Origin of the sequence: Bacillus sp. EU63, assembly GCF_038592915.1 — a bacterium.
In the GTDB taxonomy this organism is placed as follows: domain Bacteria; phylum Bacillota; class Bacilli; order Bacillales; family Bacillaceae; genus Bacillus; species Bacillus velezensis.
Map to the genome: position 1 here is coordinate 3325023 of NZ_CP151944.1, position 16752 is coordinate 3341774.

The 16752-nt window shown below is 46.6% G+C and carries 16 protein-coding genes; 4 read left to right on the forward strand and 12 right to left on the reverse strand.

Annotated elements, in window-relative coordinates; translation table 11 throughout:
* The first annotated feature begins 215 nt into the window (after nt 1-215).
* Nucleotides 216-749, forward strand: a complete 534-nt coding sequence (locus NYE38_RS16685; RefSeq protein ID WP_003151660.1) for a GbsR/MarR family transcriptional regulator — start codon at nt 216-218, stop codon at nt 747-749.
* Between the two features lie 35 nt (nt 750-784).
* On the opposite strand, the gene opuCD is transcribed toward NYE38_RS16685, so the two are convergent.
* The 4 genes from opuCD to opuCA are packed head-to-tail and all read right to left on the reverse strand — an operon-like array spanning nt 785 to nt 4221.
* Nucleotides 785-1459, reverse strand: a complete 675-nt coding sequence (gene opuCD, locus NYE38_RS16690) for a glycine betaine/carnitine/choline/choline sulfate ABC transporter permease OpuCD (RefSeq protein WP_017418896.1) — start codon at nt 1457-1459, stop codon at nt 785-787.
* Between the two features lie 17 nt (nt 1460-1476).
* Nucleotides 1477-2370, reverse strand: a complete 894-nt coding sequence (gene opuCC / locus NYE38_RS16695; protein WP_088056564.1) for an osmoprotectant ABC transporter substrate-binding lipoprotein OpuCC — start codon at nt 2368-2370, stop codon at nt 1477-1479.
* 37 nt (nt 2371-2407) lie between these two features.
* Nucleotides 2408-3061, reverse strand: coding sequence for an ABC transporter permease (locus NYE38_RS16700; protein WP_003151654.1), 654 nt, complete (start codon nt 3059-3061; stop codon nt 2408-2410).
* 20 nt (nt 3062-3081) lie between these two features.
* Complete coding sequence (opuCA, locus tag NYE38_RS16705; RefSeq protein WP_003151651.1) at nt 3082-4221, reverse strand: osmoprotectant ABC transporter ATP-binding protein OpuCA; 1140 nt, start codon at nt 4219-4221, stop codon at nt 3082-3084.
* A 260-nt stretch (nt 4222-4481) separates the two neighbouring features.
* On the opposite strand from opuCA, the gene NYE38_RS16710 reads away from it, so the two are divergent.
* Nucleotides 4482-5039, forward strand: coding sequence for a GbsR/MarR family transcriptional regulator (locus NYE38_RS16710; RefSeq protein ID WP_014418904.1), 558 nt, complete (start codon nt 4482-4484; stop codon nt 5037-5039).
* Nucleotides 5040-5059: 20 nt separating this feature from the next.
* On the opposite strand, the gene NYE38_RS16715 is transcribed toward NYE38_RS16710, so the two are convergent.
* Both NYE38_RS16715 and NYE38_RS16720 read right to left on the reverse strand, forming a co-directional pair.
* The gene (locus tag NYE38_RS16715) at nt 5060-5692 is read right to left on the reverse strand and encodes an NAAT family transporter (protein WP_025649294.1); all 633 of its coding nucleotides are present in this window, start codon (nt 5690-5692) and stop codon (nt 5060-5062) included.
* A gap of 177 nt (nt 5693-5869) precedes the next feature.
* Nucleotides 5870-7020 (reverse strand): IS3 family transposase gene (locus tag NYE38_RS16720; RefSeq protein WP_094246999.1). Its coding sequence is split into 2 segments (ribosomal slippage): nt 5870-6747 and nt 6747-7020, totalling 1152 coding nucleotides; the frame shifts between segments, so codons are not numbered across the junction.
* 400 nt (nt 7021-7420) lie between these two features.
* Between NYE38_RS16720 and NYE38_RS16725 the strand changes: the two genes are divergently transcribed.
* On the forward strand, nt 7421-8131 hold the full coding sequence (locus tag NYE38_RS16725) for a hypothetical protein (RefSeq protein ID WP_014418906.1): 711 nt from the start codon (nt 7421-7423) through the stop codon (nt 8129-8131).
* Between the two features lie 41 nt (nt 8132-8172).
* On the opposite strand, the gene NYE38_RS16730 is transcribed toward NYE38_RS16725, so the two are convergent.
* Nucleotides 8173-9951 carry a zinc ribbon domain-containing protein gene (locus tag NYE38_RS16730; protein ID WP_025649296.1) on the reverse strand — a complete coding sequence of 593 codons (1779 nt, stop codon included), beginning with the start codon at nt 9949-9951 and terminating at the stop codon, nt 8173-8175.
* A 131-nt stretch (nt 9952-10082) separates the two neighbouring features.
* Between NYE38_RS16730 and NYE38_RS16735 the strand changes: the two genes are divergently transcribed.
* Nucleotides 10083-10544 (forward strand): GNAT family N-acetyltransferase, encoded by a 462-nt coding sequence (locus NYE38_RS16735; RefSeq protein ID WP_025649297.1) that lies wholly within the window; start codon nt 10083-10085, stop codon nt 10542-10544.
* Between the two features lie 30 nt (nt 10545-10574).
* On the opposite strand, the gene eno is transcribed toward NYE38_RS16735, so the two are convergent.
* The 5 genes from eno to gap form a co-directional block, all read right to left on the reverse strand.
* Nucleotides 10575-11867: a phosphopyruvate hydratase gene (gene eno / locus NYE38_RS16740; RefSeq protein ID WP_007409956.1), complete on the reverse strand. Its 1293-nt coding sequence runs from the start codon at nt 11865-11867 to the stop codon at nt 10575-10577.
* 27 nt (nt 11868-11894) lie between these two features.
* Nucleotides 11895-13430 carry a 2,3-bisphosphoglycerate-independent phosphoglycerate mutase gene (gene gpmI / locus NYE38_RS16745; RefSeq protein WP_003151620.1) on the reverse strand — a complete coding sequence of 512 codons (1536 nt, stop codon included), beginning with the start codon at nt 13428-13430 and terminating at the stop codon, nt 11895-11897.
* Nucleotides 13423-14184 carry a triose-phosphate isomerase gene (gene tpiA / locus NYE38_RS16750; protein ID WP_003151618.1) on the reverse strand — a complete coding sequence of 254 codons (762 nt, stop codon included), beginning with the start codon at nt 14182-14184 and terminating at the stop codon, nt 13423-13425. Before tpiA ends, gpmI begins: the two co-directional genes overlap by 8 nt.
* 25 nt (nt 14185-14209) lie before the next feature.
* Complete coding sequence (locus NYE38_RS16755; RefSeq protein WP_025649298.1) at nt 14210-15394, reverse strand: phosphoglycerate kinase; 1185 nt, start codon at nt 15392-15394, stop codon at nt 14210-14212.
* Between the two features lie 321 nt (nt 15395-15715).
* A complete protein-coding gene (gene gap / locus NYE38_RS16760) occupies nt 15716-16723 on the reverse strand; it encodes a type I glyceraldehyde-3-phosphate dehydrogenase (RefSeq protein WP_003151611.1) in 1008 nt (335 codons plus the stop codon).
* Nucleotides 16724-16752: the final 29 nt, after the last annotated feature.

Below are 16752 nucleotides of genomic sequence, written 5' to 3' on the forward strand. Positions count from 1 at the left end.
GTTTCCCATTATAAATTAAACTTTGTAAATTAAAAAGTTTACAATTTGTCCATATTATATATAAAGGTTGTGTAAGCACTGATTTACCCGTATTGACCGGCAAAGTTCTTCTTATTGCTCCGAATTACTGCCAAATTCTCTCGGAAGAGCATTTCCGCCGGTTTAAAAATGTGGTATATTGACATCGGAATTGCTGACTGAAAGGATTGAAACTGTTGGAGAAAGATCCGTTACACGTAATCGAACAAGCTGAAGATCATTTGATAGAACGAATCGCTGAAAATATGCATACATTCGGAATGCCGGCGACGGTGGGGCGCATTTTAGGCATTATTTATATGAACCGCAAGCCGATGACCTTAACTGAATTATCAGAAGCGACCGGCATGAGCAAAACGAGAATGAGCCAGGCGGTCCGTGAAATGCTTGACGTCAATCTGGCGGAAAAAGTGTTTGAAAAAGGCGTCCGCAAAGATTTATACGACGTCGAGCAGGATTATTACCAAACCTTTATTACGCTGTTTACGGCCACATGGAGCAAGGTCGTCAGCAAAAATAAAATGATGCATAAAAAGCTGAACCGCGAACTGACAGCCGTCCTTGAAAACGGCGTGCCGGAAGAAGCTGAGGAAAAAATCAACGAACTGCTGAAAGAATTAAAGGATTGGCTTGATTACTACAACTGGATCAGCCGTCTGATCGAGTTTTTTGAAAGCGAAGAAATATTCAAGCATGTTCCGAAGCCATAAGAAAAAAACGCCCTGACCCGCAAGGCGTTTTTTTTTCATGCCGCATTCGGCGCTTTGGTTCGTTTTTTCTTTCTCACCGGACTCAGCGCCCGCTCCAGCCATGCCATCACAAGATCTGCGATAACGGCCATCAGCGCTGTCGGAATGGCGCCGGCCAAAATAATCGCGGTTCCGTTCGTGGCGTTTGAGCCCCTGACAATGATGTCACCGAGTCCGCCCGCGCCGACAAACGTTCCGATTGCCGTAATGCCGATCGCGATGACAAGGGCCGTCCGCAGCCCCGCCATGATGACGGAAAGCGCAAGCGGCAGCTCCACCATGCGGAGCACCTGAAATTTGGTCATGCCCATCGCTTTTCCCGATTCAAGATAAGCATGTTCAATGCTGGCGATTCCGGTGTACGTATTCCGGATGATCGGAAGAAGCGAATATAAAAACAGCGACAAAATCACCGTATTGGCGCCGAGCCCCATGACGAGCATCAGCACCGCAAGCATCGCAAGCGCCGGCACGGTCTGAATCACGTTTGTCACCGCGAATATCCAGCCGCTTAATGTTCTGTATCTGGCAATGAAGATGCCGAGCGGAATCCCAACGATCGCCGCAAATAAAACGCCGTATACCGACATGAGAAAATGGCGGTAAAACTCCTGAAGCACATAGACGCCGTTTTGAGAATAATAAGTGCCGAGCTGCTGCAGCACTTCCATTTGCCCCACCTCATTTCTTATTCAAAATAATGATGTTTCTCCAGAAATTCTTTAGCGACGACGGACGGTTCTTTCAGCTTGCCGTCCACCTCGTAATTCAATTCCTGCATCGTTTCCGTATCGATTTTGCCGATCAGTTTATTCACAATGCCCTTCAGTTCAGGATGCTGCTTCAGCACGCTGTCGGGAATGACCGGCGAACAGTCATACGGCGGGAAAAACTGCTTGTCGTCTTTTAAAATTTTCAGATCGTACGCTTTAATCCGTCCGTCCGTTGAATAAGCGAGGACGGCGTCCATTTTCCCGTTTTTCACGGCATCGTATACAAGTCCGATCTGCATCGGATAGGTTGTGCCGAATTCAAAGCCGTACGTGTCGGTAAAGCCTTTATAGCCGTCACCTTTTCTTTTCAGCCACGCATTGTCTACACCGAGCTTAAATTGATCGGCATGCTTCTTAATGTCGGACACTTTGTCTAAATGGTCTTTTTCCGCAAGCTCTTTCGTGACGGTAAAAGCGTATGTGTTCTCAAATCCGTAAGAATCAAACCATTTGTAATGGAAGCGTTTCTCAAATTCCTTCTGGACGATGGCTAATGCTTTTTTCGGGTCTTTTTCCGCTTCCATGCCGAGGGTGCTCGTTAAATCCGTTCCCGAGTAGCGCGTCGCGGCGATATCGATTTCACCGCCGAGCATCGCCTGCTGCTGGACATAGTTCGATCCGAGGTTTTTAATTAATGCCGTATTCAAGTCTGTATTGTGTTCAATCATCTGTGCGATCATATTGGCGATAATTTCTGATTCCGTCATGCTTTGCGCCCCGATTTTGATCGTATCATCGGAAGCCCCGCTCAGGCCGGGAAGGGAACAGCCGCCCAGAAGCAGAGCAGCCGACAGCGCCAGTGCGCACATCCATCTCTTTTGGTTTCTTTTCAAAACAGCCAACTCCTTATGATACTTCCTTCAGTCCTTTCAGCCCTTTCGGCGTCACCTTCCGTTCCGTCGCCGCCAGCAGATAATCAATGATAATGGCTAAAATAGTGACGGGCACGGCGCCGCCGATAATATATTCAGGCTGATAGAGATTCAGGCCGATAAAAATATAGTCTCCGAGCCCGCCGCCCCCGATAAAGGAAGCAAGCGTCGCCCAGCCGATCAGATAAATGGTGGATGTGCGGATGCCCGCCATGATCACCGGAACCGCAAGCGGCAGTTCCACAAGCCTGATCTGCTCCCAGACCGTCATCCCGATGCCTTTTCCCGATTCCAGCAGATTTTTATTTACGCCTTGAATGCCGGTATACGTGTTCCGGAGAATCGGCAGCACCGAATAGAAAAACAGCGCGACGATCGCGGGCACCTTTCCCACGCCTAACAGCGGGATAAAAAACGCCAGTATCGCGAGACTCGGCAAGGTCTGCACAATGTTGACGGCACCGATGACGGCGCCTGCGCCCTTTTTCATTCTCGTCAGCGCCACTCCGAGCGGAACGGCGACGACAATGCCTAATATGACGGCGATGATCGAAATGTATAAATGCTCCCACGTTTTATATAACAGTTCTCCGCCGTTCGTCTGCAAAAACTTGATCATTTCATTCATTGTAAGCGTTCCTCCCCTTGTCAGCCTGTCACCAGCTGGTCTTCCTCGCCCCAGATTGAATCGTAAACGATGTCGACAAGGCTCGCTCTCGTGACAATTCCGACTAAATGCCTTTGTTCATCAACGACGGGTACATATTTCATTCCGCGCTTTAAAATTTTGCGTACGGTATCACGCAGCAGTGTCCCCTGCTCGACCGTATACAGATCAGAGCGGAGCACGTCGCCGACGAGGCTCGCTTTTTTCCGGTTCTGATCAATGATTTCGACATCCACATATCCTTGCAGCACATTCAGGTCATCAACGACAAGCAGGGAATCGACACGGTGTTCCCGCATCACCTGTATCGCCTGCGAAAGCGTTTTGTCCGCCGTAACAGTGACAGGCTTTTTGTTCATCATCTGCTCGACGCGTTCAATATCCGGTCTTGATTGCAATAACCGTTCTTTGCCGATAAATTCTTCGACAAACTCATTAGCCGGATTCCGGAGAATGTCATCAGGAGTGCCGGCCTGAACGATCTCTCCCGCTTTTAAAATGACGATCCGGTCAGCCAGCTTAATGGCTTCATCCATATCGTGTGTTACAAACACAATCGTTTTATTCAATGTTCTTTGCAGTTTTTTGAATTCTTCTTGAAGGGAATCCCGCGTAATCGGATCAAGCGCTCCGAACGGTTCATCCATAAGAATAAGAGGCGGTTCCGCTGCAAGGGCGCGCAGCACGCCGATTCTCTGCTGCTGTCCGCCGCTCAGCTCGTGAGGATAGCGGTCTAAATATTCCGGGCCCATATCGACGAGCTTCAAAAGCTCCCGTGCCCGTTCCTTCCGCTTTTGTTCCGGCCATTTCAGCAGTTTCGGCACGAGGGAAATGTTCTGCTGAATGGTCATATGAGGGAAAAGTCCGATCTGCTGAATGACGTAGCCGATTTTCCGTCTCAGCTCCACCGGGTCCTGCTCCATAATGTTTTCGCCATCGATAAAAATCTTACCGGATGACGGCTCAATCAGTCTGTTAATCATTTTCATCGTCGTCGTTTTTCCGCAGCCGCTCGGCCCGATAAAACAAATAAACTCGCCTTTTTCGATATTTAAATCAATGCTGTTGACAGCTTTTTTTCCGCCTTTATAGACTTTCGATACATTTTCTAATCTCAGCAATCCGTGCACCTCCGAAGGGTTCCGTTATTTTTCTGAAAAGTATAATCTTTATTATAAGATGAAATTTGTAAAATAAAAAGTTTACAATGTGTTGAAATTATATACAATATACGTATTTTTTCATGTTATCCCGCTGACAATGCGGATGTTCTTACAATCGCTCCCGATAGCTCGCATATCCTGCCGCATCATCTTTTTCATCAACTGTAAAAAATATGATATATTGTCAGCATGAAAAGCCAGTGAAGGGATGATCAGCCGTGGAAAAAAACGCTCTTGATATCATCGGGCATGCTGAAGAGCATCTCATTGAGAGAATCGCCGAGAATATGCATACATTCGGAATGCCGGCCACACTTGGACGTGTGCTCGGTATTATTTATATGAACCGCAAGCCGATGACGTTAAATGAGCTGTCAGAGGCGACCGGGATGAGCAAAACGAGGATGAGCCAGGTGGTCCGCGAAATGACCGATGCCAATCTGGCTGAAAAAGTGTTTGAAAAAGGCGTTCGGAAAGACCTTTACGACGTCGAGCGTGATTATTACCAGACGTTTATCTCCCTGTTTACGGCAAATTGGACAAAGGCGGTCAGCAAAAACAAAATGCTCTATAAAAAGCTGAACCGCGAGCTGACTGAGCTTCTGGAATCGGAAAATCTCAGTCCCGATATTGAAGAAAAAGCCCGCCAGCTTTTGGATGAACTGACGGATTGGCTCCATTATTATGACTGGCTGAGCCGTTTGATAGAATTTTTTGAGAGTGAAGAAGTGTTTCAGCATGTGCCGAAAATAGAAAAAAGCAGCACCCGAAGATAACCGGGCGCTGCTTTTTTAAGTCAGGAAACCAATATCGGGAACATGCCTTTCAGACCGGCGCCGATCATGCCGATCGCCACCACCGCCAAAATCAGCCCCATCAGTCGGGTAATGACGTTCATTTCGGTTTTCCCGAGCTTATTGCTGATGAAAGATGAATAGTGAAAGAAGATAAACGTCATCGCGATGACGGCCGCAATGCCGATAAGCACGCTGATGTAATGGATGATGCCGCCATGGCCGGCCGATAGACTCATCACCGTCGCGATCGTACCGGGACCGGCGATAATCGGAATCGACAAAGGCGTCACGGATATATCGGCTTTCTCCTTGCTCTCCCCTTTCTCTTCATGATGGAGAGACTGTACATGAGATTTCTTCGCGTTCAGAAGATTATAAGCGATGCCGAAAATAAAAATGCCGCCCGCGATACGTAAGGCATGAATGTTAATGTCAAACAGTTTAAAGATCAGATGGCCGAAGATTAAAAAAGCCGCCAAGATGATAAACGACAGCACGGAAGCCTTGCGCGCAATCGCTGTCCGTTCTTTCTCCGAGTACCCTTCCGTCAGTGAAAGAAAAATCGGCACGTTTCCGATGGGATTGGAGACTGCAAACAGTGAAATGAAGACATGAATGATGAATGAAAACATGCGTACCTCCTTATGGCTTGCCGTTATTGAGTTATGTTTTGTTCTCCGCTGTTTCTTATGCATGGTTTTTACCCCGGGGTCTGCTTTTTATAACCTCAGCCGGACGGTCCGGAAACAGAAAAAAACCGTCCTTGTAGGGACTGCCCCCCGTTTTTGAGACAGGGGTCAAAACACCTTTTAAACAGCCAATTGCCGATAGTTTATCGGTGATTGGTTGTTTAGTTTGGTTTGAATACGAATATTGTTATAATAATGAATGTATTCTATGACAGTGCGTTCTACGATGGCAGTCGTAGTTCGATCAATGCTGTTAAGATAGAACGTTTCAGACTTTAGCGAGGAATGAAACGATTCGATGGAGGCATTATCAGCGGGCGTCCCTTTGCGGGACATGCTCATGGTAATGCCTTTTGTTTTAACAGCTTTTTGATACTCGTAAGATGTATACACAGAACCTTGGTCACTATGTAACACGCAGTTCTCAGGCAGCATTGGTAGCTGATCAAGTGTGTCTAAGACAAAGGCTGTGTCCTGCTTATCCCCAATAGTAAAAGCAATCACTTCTCCATTGTATAAATCTAATATACTGGAAAGGTACAATTGTTTCTGTCCATAAGGCAAATATGTGATGTCCGTTACTAGTTTTTCAAGAGGACGATCAGACTGAAAGTTCCGATCCAATATATTATCGACCACGGCATATGGCTGCCCATCCTTCTTGCGCTTTTTCACCTTAACCCGACACTGCCATTGATTTTTCTGCATAATACGTTGAACCGTTTTATGGTTAATACACATTCTCTTTTTTAGTATGGCTGTGATTTTTCGATATCCATATCGATACTTGTGCTCTCGGCACAACGTGCCGATTTGTTTTTCCAAATGGCGCTTGGGATGATCCTTCATCAGATTCTTCTTCCAACGATAATAAGACGCTCGAGAGATACCTAAATGAATACAGATATCCTGTACGGTCATTGTGCTGTGCAATATTTCTACAAGTTCGACTGACGTTTCGCTATCAACTTCCTTTCCAATTCGTTGTACTTTTTTAAAACTTCATTCTGTTGTCTCAGGTAACGAATCTCTGCCTGCAGTTTCTCTAAATCGGAAGAATACTCCGGACCTTTTCCGTAAGTGTATTGCTTTCCAACAGGCTGTTCGAATCGATGTGTATCACCAGCCTTATACCATCTAACCCATGTCTGAACCTGTGTCTTATTCTTAATATTCAACTCCTGCAGGATCTCTTTCATAGGTACGCCTGCCAATCTCATTTCTACAGCCTTCTGTTTCACTTCAACCGGATAACTCACTCTTGTCCCCATAGAAAAAACACCTCCAAGTCTAATTTCGGCTAACAATCATCCGTATTCAAACTTGAAGGTGTTTTTATTTGTCTCATCTTATGGGGTCAGTCCCTGTAAGGACGGTTTTTTTTGTTTGCTATCTCCATAAGCCTTTTCCGAATTTCAACAGCCGATAAAGCATTTTCAATTTTTTTAGCATGCGTTAATTTCCTTTTTCACTCTGAATCAATGCGCCGAGAGACATGATATCTATCAGCTCCATTAAAATTCTACCATAATGGGTACGTTTTCTCTATTATCAATTCATAGAGAAAGTGATTTGTATATCTTTAGAAAACTCCGTTACATCCGCCCTATTTTCTTTTATAATGTAAATATTGAACAAAATCCCTATATTACTTGTAAAAGGAGTTTTAGAATGTATTGTTCTCAATGCGGCCATCATACTGATGGCGGAAAGTTTTGTGAAAAGTGCGGGGCGCCCCAGCCCGGGCAGGGAGGCGCAGGCCAAACGCAAGGCCAGGCCGCTCAGGCCGGCGCCGCGGCTAAGCAGGCTTCAAAGCAATTTGCCTTATTCGTGCTTGATGTGTTAAAGAGACCGTACCAAACATGTAAAACGACAGGCGGCGAACAGCTTGTCAGCAGCATCATCAACATGGTGCTTTTCTGCCTGGTGACGCCGATTATGTTTTATATTCTCCTATCAGACGGCTTTCGTGACGTCAGTTTTACCGCGGTTGTGATCAAACCGGCGCTTACCTTTGCATTATGCGTTTTCTGCCTGTATCTCTTGATTTTTATCGCTTTGAAGGCCGGCGGCGCGCAGGTGTCATTTAAAGATTCGCTGTCCAGATTCGGGGCCTTTTTGATTCCGTTTACAGCTATTTTGCTTCTTGCCCTCATTTTTATGCTGCTTCATACAACCGTTTGCTTCACCATTCTGGCTGTCGGTCTTTTAGGAGCGGCGTTTGCCGTGCCTCCGCTCATGCTGGCGAGCTATCAGCATCAGCTCACTACTAAGGCGGATATCATTTATTCTGTTATCGTCATCTATTTGATCATTTGCGTAACGTTTCAATTCACGATCAAGCATTATATAAAAGAACTCATGAATTATTTCTTCTTTTAAAAACGGAAACCCCCGCCGCCTGATTGGCGCGGGGGTTTTTTTTATTGAATGGATGTTAAATAAATTCTTCCGTCTTTAACAACGCCGCCATACGTCCAATTGTATGTTCTGAGCTTCGGACTGCCGCCGGCTTTCGTAATATAAAACTCCTCGTACGTGTGAATCGTCAAATGGGAGCCTTTCTGTGAAAAGCTTTTGACATTCACTTCATTAAATACTTCGGTCGTCCCCTCGCTGTGCAGTTTTTTGACCAGTTTCTGCTGATCAGCATACAAAGGGCTCCCCTCTTCTAAATTGCCCGCCATGATGGCAAAATTGTTAAGGCTGACGGCGCTTGATTGATTTGTCAGGTAATCAGTCATAAACGATGTGACTTGCTCGTTTGTCACGCTGGCTGAAGCTGTGTTTCCTTTGGATGATGCCCATGCGGATGTATAGGTTTTCGGCTGGTCATTTTTTATTTTTTTTACATTTGTCCCGGAAGAATCTGAGGCAGGGTCAGCTTTTTCGAAAACCCATTTTTTATGTTTTGTATCATATGAGAGTACATAATGAAAGCTCGGCTCAGCCTCTTCCATATCAGGCTTCGTATTCCCGTCGAAATAAGCAGACTCATGAAGCTCTTTACCCGTAACAGTTACTTGCCAGCGGCCGTTCTCTTGAGAAATCGCAAATGAATCCAGATCAAAGCTTGTCTCTTTATACTGATCCTTCAAAAAGGTGCCGGAACTCTTCATGCCGGATACCACTTCTTTCGTCTGCTCTTTCCAGGCGGAACCAGCCTCGGTCATCTGATCGGTATTTCCGTCTGCCATCGCTTTTGTATACTGCTTCGTTGTTTTGACAATCGTGTCCATGATTGTTTGTTGTGTATCTTGATCCGGGATAAGCGTTAAGTCCACATCAGTACTGTTGATCGGAACATCGGCAGTTTTCATTTTCCCCCAAGGAAAATCAGCCTCCACGGCGGCTGTCATGGAACCGTCAGTTAAGAGCGGACCGTATGTAACGGATGTAAACGGATCTTTATGGACGGACTTGCCGTTTATCAGCAGATCGCCTTTCGCGCTTTTGAAGCTGTCTGCCGGAGTGAATGTCACATCCTCGGCGTCTAACGGCAGGTCAAACTCAACATTCCGGCTGCCGGCCGCCTCTGCCTCTTGCTTTTTGACAACGTCAACCGTCTCATTTTTAAGCTTGGCTTCCGCCGTGTAGACACCGGGTGCATACGGGCCGAAGATTTGGGTTTCATCGGCTTTTTTGACCGTACCTGTTTTCTCGCTGTTGATATAAAGATCGGCGCCTTTATAATTGCTTGTGACGCGGAAATAAACCGGATCGACTTTCAGTTCGTAATGGTCAAACAAAAGAAGGGTTTTTCCCTCTTTTTTGACGTATACCGCATCTTTTTCTGATGAATTGCCGCGAAGCGATGCCAGCAGTTCATCGTGTTTCTTTGCGTATGCAAGGAGCGGTTTGACATTGGTCTCATTCAGCTTCAGTTTTTTGTCTGAAGGAGTGAGCAGGGCTGCGAGCTTTTTCGTGTCCCCGTCATGAACCGCCTGTTCGAATTGATCTGTGAGCCTTTTTTCAGATGTCAGCCAGGCTCCGGTTTTATATGCGGCAATCAATAAGATCAGCGCTGCGGCAATGCCTCCCCATAGGAAGAGCGTTTTTTTAGGGATCGGCTTTCTCGGCTGTGATGCGGATTCAGCCGCCTGCCGCTCCAGCCGGCTTCCTTTCCCGATCGGTTTTCCGCATTCTTTACAGAAATGCGCCTCTTCGTTGTTCTGCTGGCCGCAATACTTACAAAAAGACATGACTTTCCTCCTATTCAATCTGCAAAACTTGTATAACTTTTCCTATGTTTCATATTTTATAATAAAGTAGAATGATTTTGGAGTTATTTTGAAAAATAGCTGTCGATCATAATGGAGGAGGAGAAACGGACATGCAAAAACTGAGTATCCGAAAAGCCGCGGAGCCGGATGAAGCGCTGTATGAACTATTGCTGCTGGCCGATCCGTCGAAAGAGATTGTCGATGATTATCTTGTAAGAGGAGAATGCTATACGGCTTGGACGTCAGACGAGCTTGCAGGGGTCTTCGTCCTTTTGAAAACAAGACCAAAAACAGTAGAAATCGTCAATATTGCGGTGAAAGAATCAATGCAGAACAATGGCATCGGCAGAAAGCTCATAGAAGAGGCCGTGAATAAGGCAAAACAAATGGGAGCGGCGACTATTGAAATTGGAACGGGCAACTCCAGTATAGGCCAGCTTGCCCTTTACCAAAAATGCGGCTTCAGACTTCAAGCCATCGACCATGATTTTTTCATCAGGCATTATGAAGAGGAGATTTTCGAAAACGGGATACAGTGCCGGGATATGGTAAGGCTTTATGCAGATATATAAAAAAACCTCCCCATGGGGAGGTTTTTTCGATTACTTATTCAAGTTATAGAAAGAGTTGATACCGTGGTATTGAGCAGTTTCAGCCAACTGATCTTCGATGCGAAGAAGCTGGTTGTATTTCGCAACACGGTCCGTACGGGACGGAGCACCTGTTTTGATTTGTCCTGCATTAGTTGCCACAGCGATGTCAGCGATTGTGCTGTCTTCAGTTTCACCTGAACGGTGAGAGATAACGGCAGTGTAGCCCGCGCGTTTCGCCATTTCGATCGCATCGAATGTTTCAGTCAATGTACCGATTTGGTTTACTTTGATCAGGATAGAGTTGCCTACGCCGTTTTTGATACCTTCAGCAAGCTTTTTCGTGTTTGTAACGAAAAGGTCGTCACCGACAAGCTGAACTTTTTTGCCAAGACGCTCTGTAAGAAGTTTGTGGCCTTCCCAGTCGTTCTCGTCAAGTCCGTCTTCGATAGAGATGATTGGGTATTTAGAAACCATTTCTTCGTACCAGTCAACCATTTCAGCAGATGTTTTCACAACGCCTTCGCCAGACAGATGGTATTTGCCGTCTTCTTTGTTGTAGAACTCAGAAGATGCAGCATCCATAGCAAGTTTCACTTCTTCGCCAGGTTTGAAGCCGGCTTTTTCGATTGCTTCAACGATTGTTTGAAGCGCTTCTTCATTAGAACCAAGGTTCGGAGCGAATCCGCCTTCGTCACCTACAGCTGTGTTCATTCCTTTAGCAGAAAGAACGGATTTCAGGCTGTGGAAGATTTGAGCGCCCATGCGAAGCGCTTCACGGAAGTTAGGCGCGCCTACAGGCATAATCATGAATTCTTGAATGTCTACATTGTTGTCAGCATGCTCTCCGCCGTTTACGATGTTCATCATCGGTACAGGAAGCGTTTTTGAGTTGAATCCTCCAAGGTATTGGTAAAGAGGAATCTGTAAGAAATCAGCAGCTGCGCGCGCACAAGCCATAGATACGCCAAGGATTGCGTTCGCACCGAGTTTGCCTTTGTTTTCAGTTCCGTCAAGCTCGATTAAAAGCTGATCGATTGCGTTTTGTTCAGTTACGTCAAAGCCGAGAAGCTCTGGAGAAATGATTTCGTTTACGTTGTTAACAGCAGTTAACACGCCTTTTCCAAGGTAACGGTCTTTGTCGCCGTCACGAAGCTCAACCGCTTCGTATTCACCTGTAGAAGCTCCGCTTGGCACTAATGCGCGGCCGAAAGCTCCTGTTTCTGTATATACTTCAACTTCAACTGTTGGGTTGCCGCGGGAGTCGAGGACTTCGCGTGCATAAACATCAACAATGTATGGCATGAGTTTGTCTCTCCTTTTGATTTACGCTTATTTTTGAATTAAAGATGTTCCTGTCATTTCTTTCGGTTTTTCAACACCGAGAAGGTCTAATAACGTTGGTGCGAGGTCGCCTAGGATTCCGCCTTCGCGCAGCGTCACGCCTTCTTTCGTCACAATGACAGGGACTGGGTTTGTCGTATGGGCAGTGTGCGGTTCGCCTGTTTCTGTAATCAGAATGTCCGCATTACCGTGATCAGCGGTAATGATGGCATGTCCGCCTTTAGCGATGATGGCGTCAACCACTTCGCCTAAGCATTCGTCCACTGCTTCAATTGCTTTAATCGTCGGTTCGACCATTCCGGAGTGGCCGACCATGTCAGGGTTTGCAAAGTTCAGGATGATCGCGTCGTGCTTGTCAGCCGCGATTTCTTTTACAAGAGCATCCTTCACTTCATACGCGCTCATTTCAGGCTTCAGGTCATATGTCGCGACCTTCGGCGAGTTAATGAGGATGCGCTCTTCGCCCGGGAATTCTTCTTCGCGGCCGCCGCTCATAAAGAACGTAACGTGCGGATACTTTTCAGTTTCTGCAATGCGAAGCTGTTTTAACCCGTGCTGTGCTAATACTTCACCCACCGTATTGTCAAGGTTTACCGGTTTAAAAGCCACATATCCGTCAACAGATTCACTGAAGTGAGTCAGGCAGACGAAATACAGGTTTTTCGGATGATTTTCACCGCGGTCGAAATCGCGGAAATCTTTGTTGGTAAACGTGTTTGAAATCTGGATAGCGCGGTCCGGTCTGAAATTATAGAAAATCACAGAATCGCCGTCATGAATTTTCGCAACGGGTTCACCGTTTTCTTTTGTGATGACGGACGGAATGACGAATTCATCATGAATGCCGTTCGCATAAGAATCATCGACTACATCCATCGCGCTGCGGTAAGACGGGCCTTCGCCGTAAGCCATTGCGCGGTACGCTTTTTCCACACGGTCCCAGCGTTTGTCGCGGTCCATGGAGTAGTAGCGTCCGGAAATGCTGGCGATTTCGCCGACACCGATTTCTTCGATCTGCTCATTCAGCTGCTGAATGTAAGTTTTCGCTGTTTGCGGACCTACATCGCGGCCGTCGAGGAAACCGTGAATATACACCTTCGTCAGTCCTTCACTTTTCGCAAGCTTCAGCAGCGCGAATAAATGATTGATATGACTGTGTACGCCTCCGTCAGAAAGAAGGCCGAACAGGTGCAGCGCTTTGTCGTTGTCTTTCGCGTTTTTGATGGCGTCAAGGAACGTTTGATTGCGTTCGAATTCGCCTTCGCGGATGGCAACGTTCACGCGTGTTAAGCTTTGGTACACAATACGTCCTGCGCCGATATTCAAATGACCGACTTCAGAGTTCCCCATCTGTCCTTCAGGCAGTCCGACTGCTTCGCCTGATGCCGTCAGCGTCTGATGAGGGTATTGGTTCCAATAACGGTCGAAATTCGGTTTTTTCGCTTGTGCGACTGCGTTTCCGACTGTTTCATTGCGTAATCCGAACCCATCAAGAATGATGAGTGCAGCTGGTTTTTTACTCATATTGACCTTCCTCCAATAATTGAACGAATGACTGCGGTTCAAGGCTTGCGCCGCCGACCAAAGCACCGTCAATATCGGACTCTGCCATATATTCTTTAATATTTGCAGGTTTTACGCTGCCGCCGTATTGAATGCGGAGCTTGTCAGCAGTTTCCTGGCTGAAGCTTTCAGCAACGACTTTACGGATATGCGCGCAGACGTCGTTAGCATCTTTCGCTGTAGAAGATTTGCCTGTTCCGATTGCCCAGATTGGCTCATACGCAATAACGGAAGCGGCAACTTGCTCTTCAGAAAGACCCGCAAGACCTTTTTTCACTTGATCGGCAACAAGATCATTTGTTTTTCCGGCTTCGCGCTCTTCAAGCGTTTCACCTACGCAAATGATCGGCACAATGCCGTGTTTGAAAGCGGCATGCGCTTTTTTGTTAACTGTTTCATCAGTTTCAGCGAACATTTCACGGCGCTCAGAGTGGCCGATGACGCAGTAATCCACGCCAAGGTCTTTCAGAGCGACCGGGCTGATTTCACCTGTGAACGCACCGTTTTCTTCAAAATGCATGTTTTGGGCGCCGACTTTCAGGTCAGTTCCTTTAACAGCAGAAGTCAGCTTTTCTAAGAAAAGAGCTGGTGCGCAAACAACGGCTTCCGCTTTGTCTGCTGCTGGAATGGAAGATTTCACTTCTTCAACGAAGCTGACAGCTTCGCCGAGTGTTTTGTTCATTTTCCAGTTACCGGCTATAATTGGTTTTCTCATCTGTTCCACTTCCTTATAGCAGTTTTTATTTATCGTTCAGCGCAGCTACACCCGGAAGCTCTTTGCCTTCCATGAATTCAAGGGATGCGCCGCCGCCTGTTGAGATATGGCTCATTTTGTCAGCAAGGCCGAATTTTTCAACGGCTGCCGCAGAGTCTCCTCCGCCGATGACAGAGTATGTATCGTTTGCCTCTGCCAATGCTTCAGCCACTGCTTTTGTGCCTTGAGCGAACAAGTCGATTTCGAATACGCCCATCGGTCCGTTCCATACGACAAGTTTGCTGTTTTTGATAACTTCAGCATACGTTTCGCGGGTTTTCGTTCCGATGTCGATCGCTTCTAAATCACTTGGAATCTCAGAGATCGGCACGATTTGAACGTTTGCATCGTTAGAGAAATCATCAGCAACGAGCACGTCTTCCGGCATATAGAATGTAACGCCTTTTTCTTTCGCGCGGTCCATGAATGATTTTGCAAGTTCGATTTTATCTTCTTCAAGCAAAGATTTACCGACTTCATAGCCAAGCGCTTTTACGAATGTGTAAGCAAGACCTCCGCCGATGATCAGGTTGTCCACTTTATCAAGCAGACTTTCGATTACGCCGATTTTGTCTTTTACTTTCGCGCCGCCGATGATTGCCGTAAACGGGCGCTCAGGATTTGTCACGGCTTTGCCGAGAACGTCAAGCTCTTTTTCCATCAGGAATCCTGCAACCGCCGGCAGATGCTCGGCAATTCCGGCTGTAGATGCGTGAGCACGGTGGGCAGCACCGAATGCGTCATTGACATATACATCCGCAAGCTCAGCAAATGCTTTAGCAAGCTCAGGATCGTTTTTCTCTTCACCAGGGTAGAAACGTACGTTTTCCAATACAAGAACGTCTCCGTCCTTCATATCAGAAATTTGTGCTTTTACAGCATCGCCGTAAGCTTCATCCGCTTTTTTCACTTCTTTGCCGAGCAGTTCGCCTAAGCGTGCAGCGACAGGAGTTAAACGAAGCTCCTCAACCGTTTCGCCTTTCGGGCGGCCTAAGTGGCTCGCAAGAAGGACTTTCGCGCCTTGGTCTGCAAGGTGTTTGATTGTTGGAAGCGCAGCTCGGATACGAGTATCGTCTGTTACTTCCCCGTCTTTCATTGGAACGTTAAAGTCAACGCGGCAGAATACGACTTTGCCTTTTACGTCGATGTCTTTTACTGTTTTTTTATTCATGCCTTAGGAGATCCTCCTTCAAAATGGTTTGCATAGCACGAAAAACGTGAAACGTGAAACCGCCTCATGATGCTTCCGCCGCGGGGCAGATTGCAGCTTCCGGGCACGGGGCAGATCGTCTTCTGAGCCAGGGCAGGCGGCTCAGAAAACGAAAGTGCCGCGGAAACTTCAAAACGCGGACGTTCTGCAGCAATCCGGCGCTTTCTGAAAGCCGGTTCTCATGGAAAAAGGGAAAGGGAGTCCGTCCCCTTCCCTTGTCCGCTTTCATTATAGCGTTTCTGTCCGAAAGAACCAAGTCCGGCCCTTTCCGGGAGCTATGAATTAAAGACCTTGTTTTGCGATGTAAGCTGCAAGGTCAACAACGCGGTTAGAGTAGCCGCTTTCGTTATCGTACCAAGAGATTACTTTTACCATGCTGCCTTCCATAACCATTGTAGAAAGAGCATCGATTGTAGAAGAGTTAGCATTGCCGTTGTAATCTCCGGATACTAATGGCTCTTCGCTGTAGCCGAGAATTCCTTTAAGATCGCCTTCAGCCGCTTCTTTAAGAGCTGCGTTTACGTCTTCAGCCGTTACGTCTTTGTTAAGTTCAGCAACTAGGTCAACAAGAGAAACGTTTGGAGTCGGCACACGCATAGCTCCGCCGTTCAGTTTGCCTTTCAGTTCAGGAAGAACAAGGGAAACTGCTTTAGCAGCACCAGTTGATGTAGGAATGATGTTTTCAGCTGCTGCACGCGCACGACGGTAGTCTTTGTGCGGAAGATCAAGAATTTGCTGATCGTTTGTGTAAGAGTGAACAGTTGTCATCATACCGCGTTTGATGCCGAATTTGTCGTTAAGTACTTTTGCAAACGGCGCAAGGCAGTTTGTTGTGCAAGATGCGTTAGAGATAACATGGTGGTTAGCCGCATCGTATTTGTCTTCGTTAACACCCATAACGATTGTGATATCTTCTTCGTTAGCAGGTGCAGAGATGATAACTTTTTTCGCGCCTGCTTCTAAGTGTTTCGCAGCGTCTGCGCGTTTTGTGAAGAAACCAGTAGATTCAACTACGATTTCAACGCCTTGTTTGCCCCAGCTGAGTTTCGCAGGATCGCGCTCAGCAGAAACTTCGATTGTTTTGCCGTTAACAACAAGGTTGCTGCCGTCAACTTTAACTTCTGCATCTAATTTTCCGTGTACGGAATCATATTGTAAAAGATGAGCAAGCATGTTAGCGTCTGTTAAATCGTTAACCGCTACTACCTCAACTTCAGGATTGTTTAATGCTGCGCGGAATACGTTACGTCCAATACGACCAAAACCGTTAATACCGACTTTTACTGCCATGATTATTTCCTCCTTTAAATAAGTGAGAG

Coding starts and splice junctions, on each gene's coding strand:
- opuCC (WP_088056564.1), bottom strand. CDS start 2,370: ATGTGCGCACTGGCGCTGTCGGCTGCTCTGCTTCTGGGCGGCTGTTCC.
- NYE38_RS16700 (WP_003151654.1), bottom strand. CDS start 3,061: ATGAATGAAATGATCAAGTTTTTGCAGACGAACGGCGGAGAACTGTTA.
- NYE38_RS16725 (WP_014418906.1), top strand. CDS start 7,421: ATGTATTGTTCTCAATGCGGCCATCATACTGATGGCGGAAAGTTTTGT.
- NYE38_RS16715 (WP_025649294.1), bottom strand. CDS start 5,692: ATGTTTTCATTCATCATTCATGTCTTCATTTCACTGTTTGCAGTCTCC.
- tpiA (WP_003151618.1), bottom strand. CDS start 14,184: ATGAGAAAACCAATTATAGCCGGTAACTGGAAAATGAACAAAACACTC.
- gap (WP_003151611.1), bottom strand. CDS start 16,723: ATGGCAGTAAAAGTCGGTATTAACGGTTTTGGTCGTATTGGACGTAAC.
- NYE38_RS16730 (WP_025649296.1), bottom strand. CDS start 9,951: ATGTCTTTTTGTAAGTATTGCGGCCAGCAGAACAACGAAGAGGCGCAT.
- gpmI (WP_003151620.1), bottom strand. CDS start 13,430: ATGAGTAAAAAACCAGCTGCACTCATCATTCTTGATGGGTTCGGATTA.
- opuCD (WP_017418896.1), bottom strand. CDS start 1,459: ATGGAAGTGCTGCAGCAGCTCGGCACTTATTATTCTCAAAACGGCGTC.
- NYE38_RS16755 (WP_025649298.1), bottom strand. CDS start 15,394: ATGAATAAAAAAACAGTAAAAGACATCGACGTAAAAGGCAAAGTCGTA.
- NYE38_RS16735 (WP_025649297.1), top strand. CDS start 10,083: ATGCAAAAACTGAGTATCCGAAAAGCCGCGGAGCCGGATGAAGCGCTG.
- eno (WP_007409956.1), bottom strand. CDS start 11,867: ATGCCATACATTGTTGATGTTTATGCACGCGAAGTCCTCGACTCCCGC.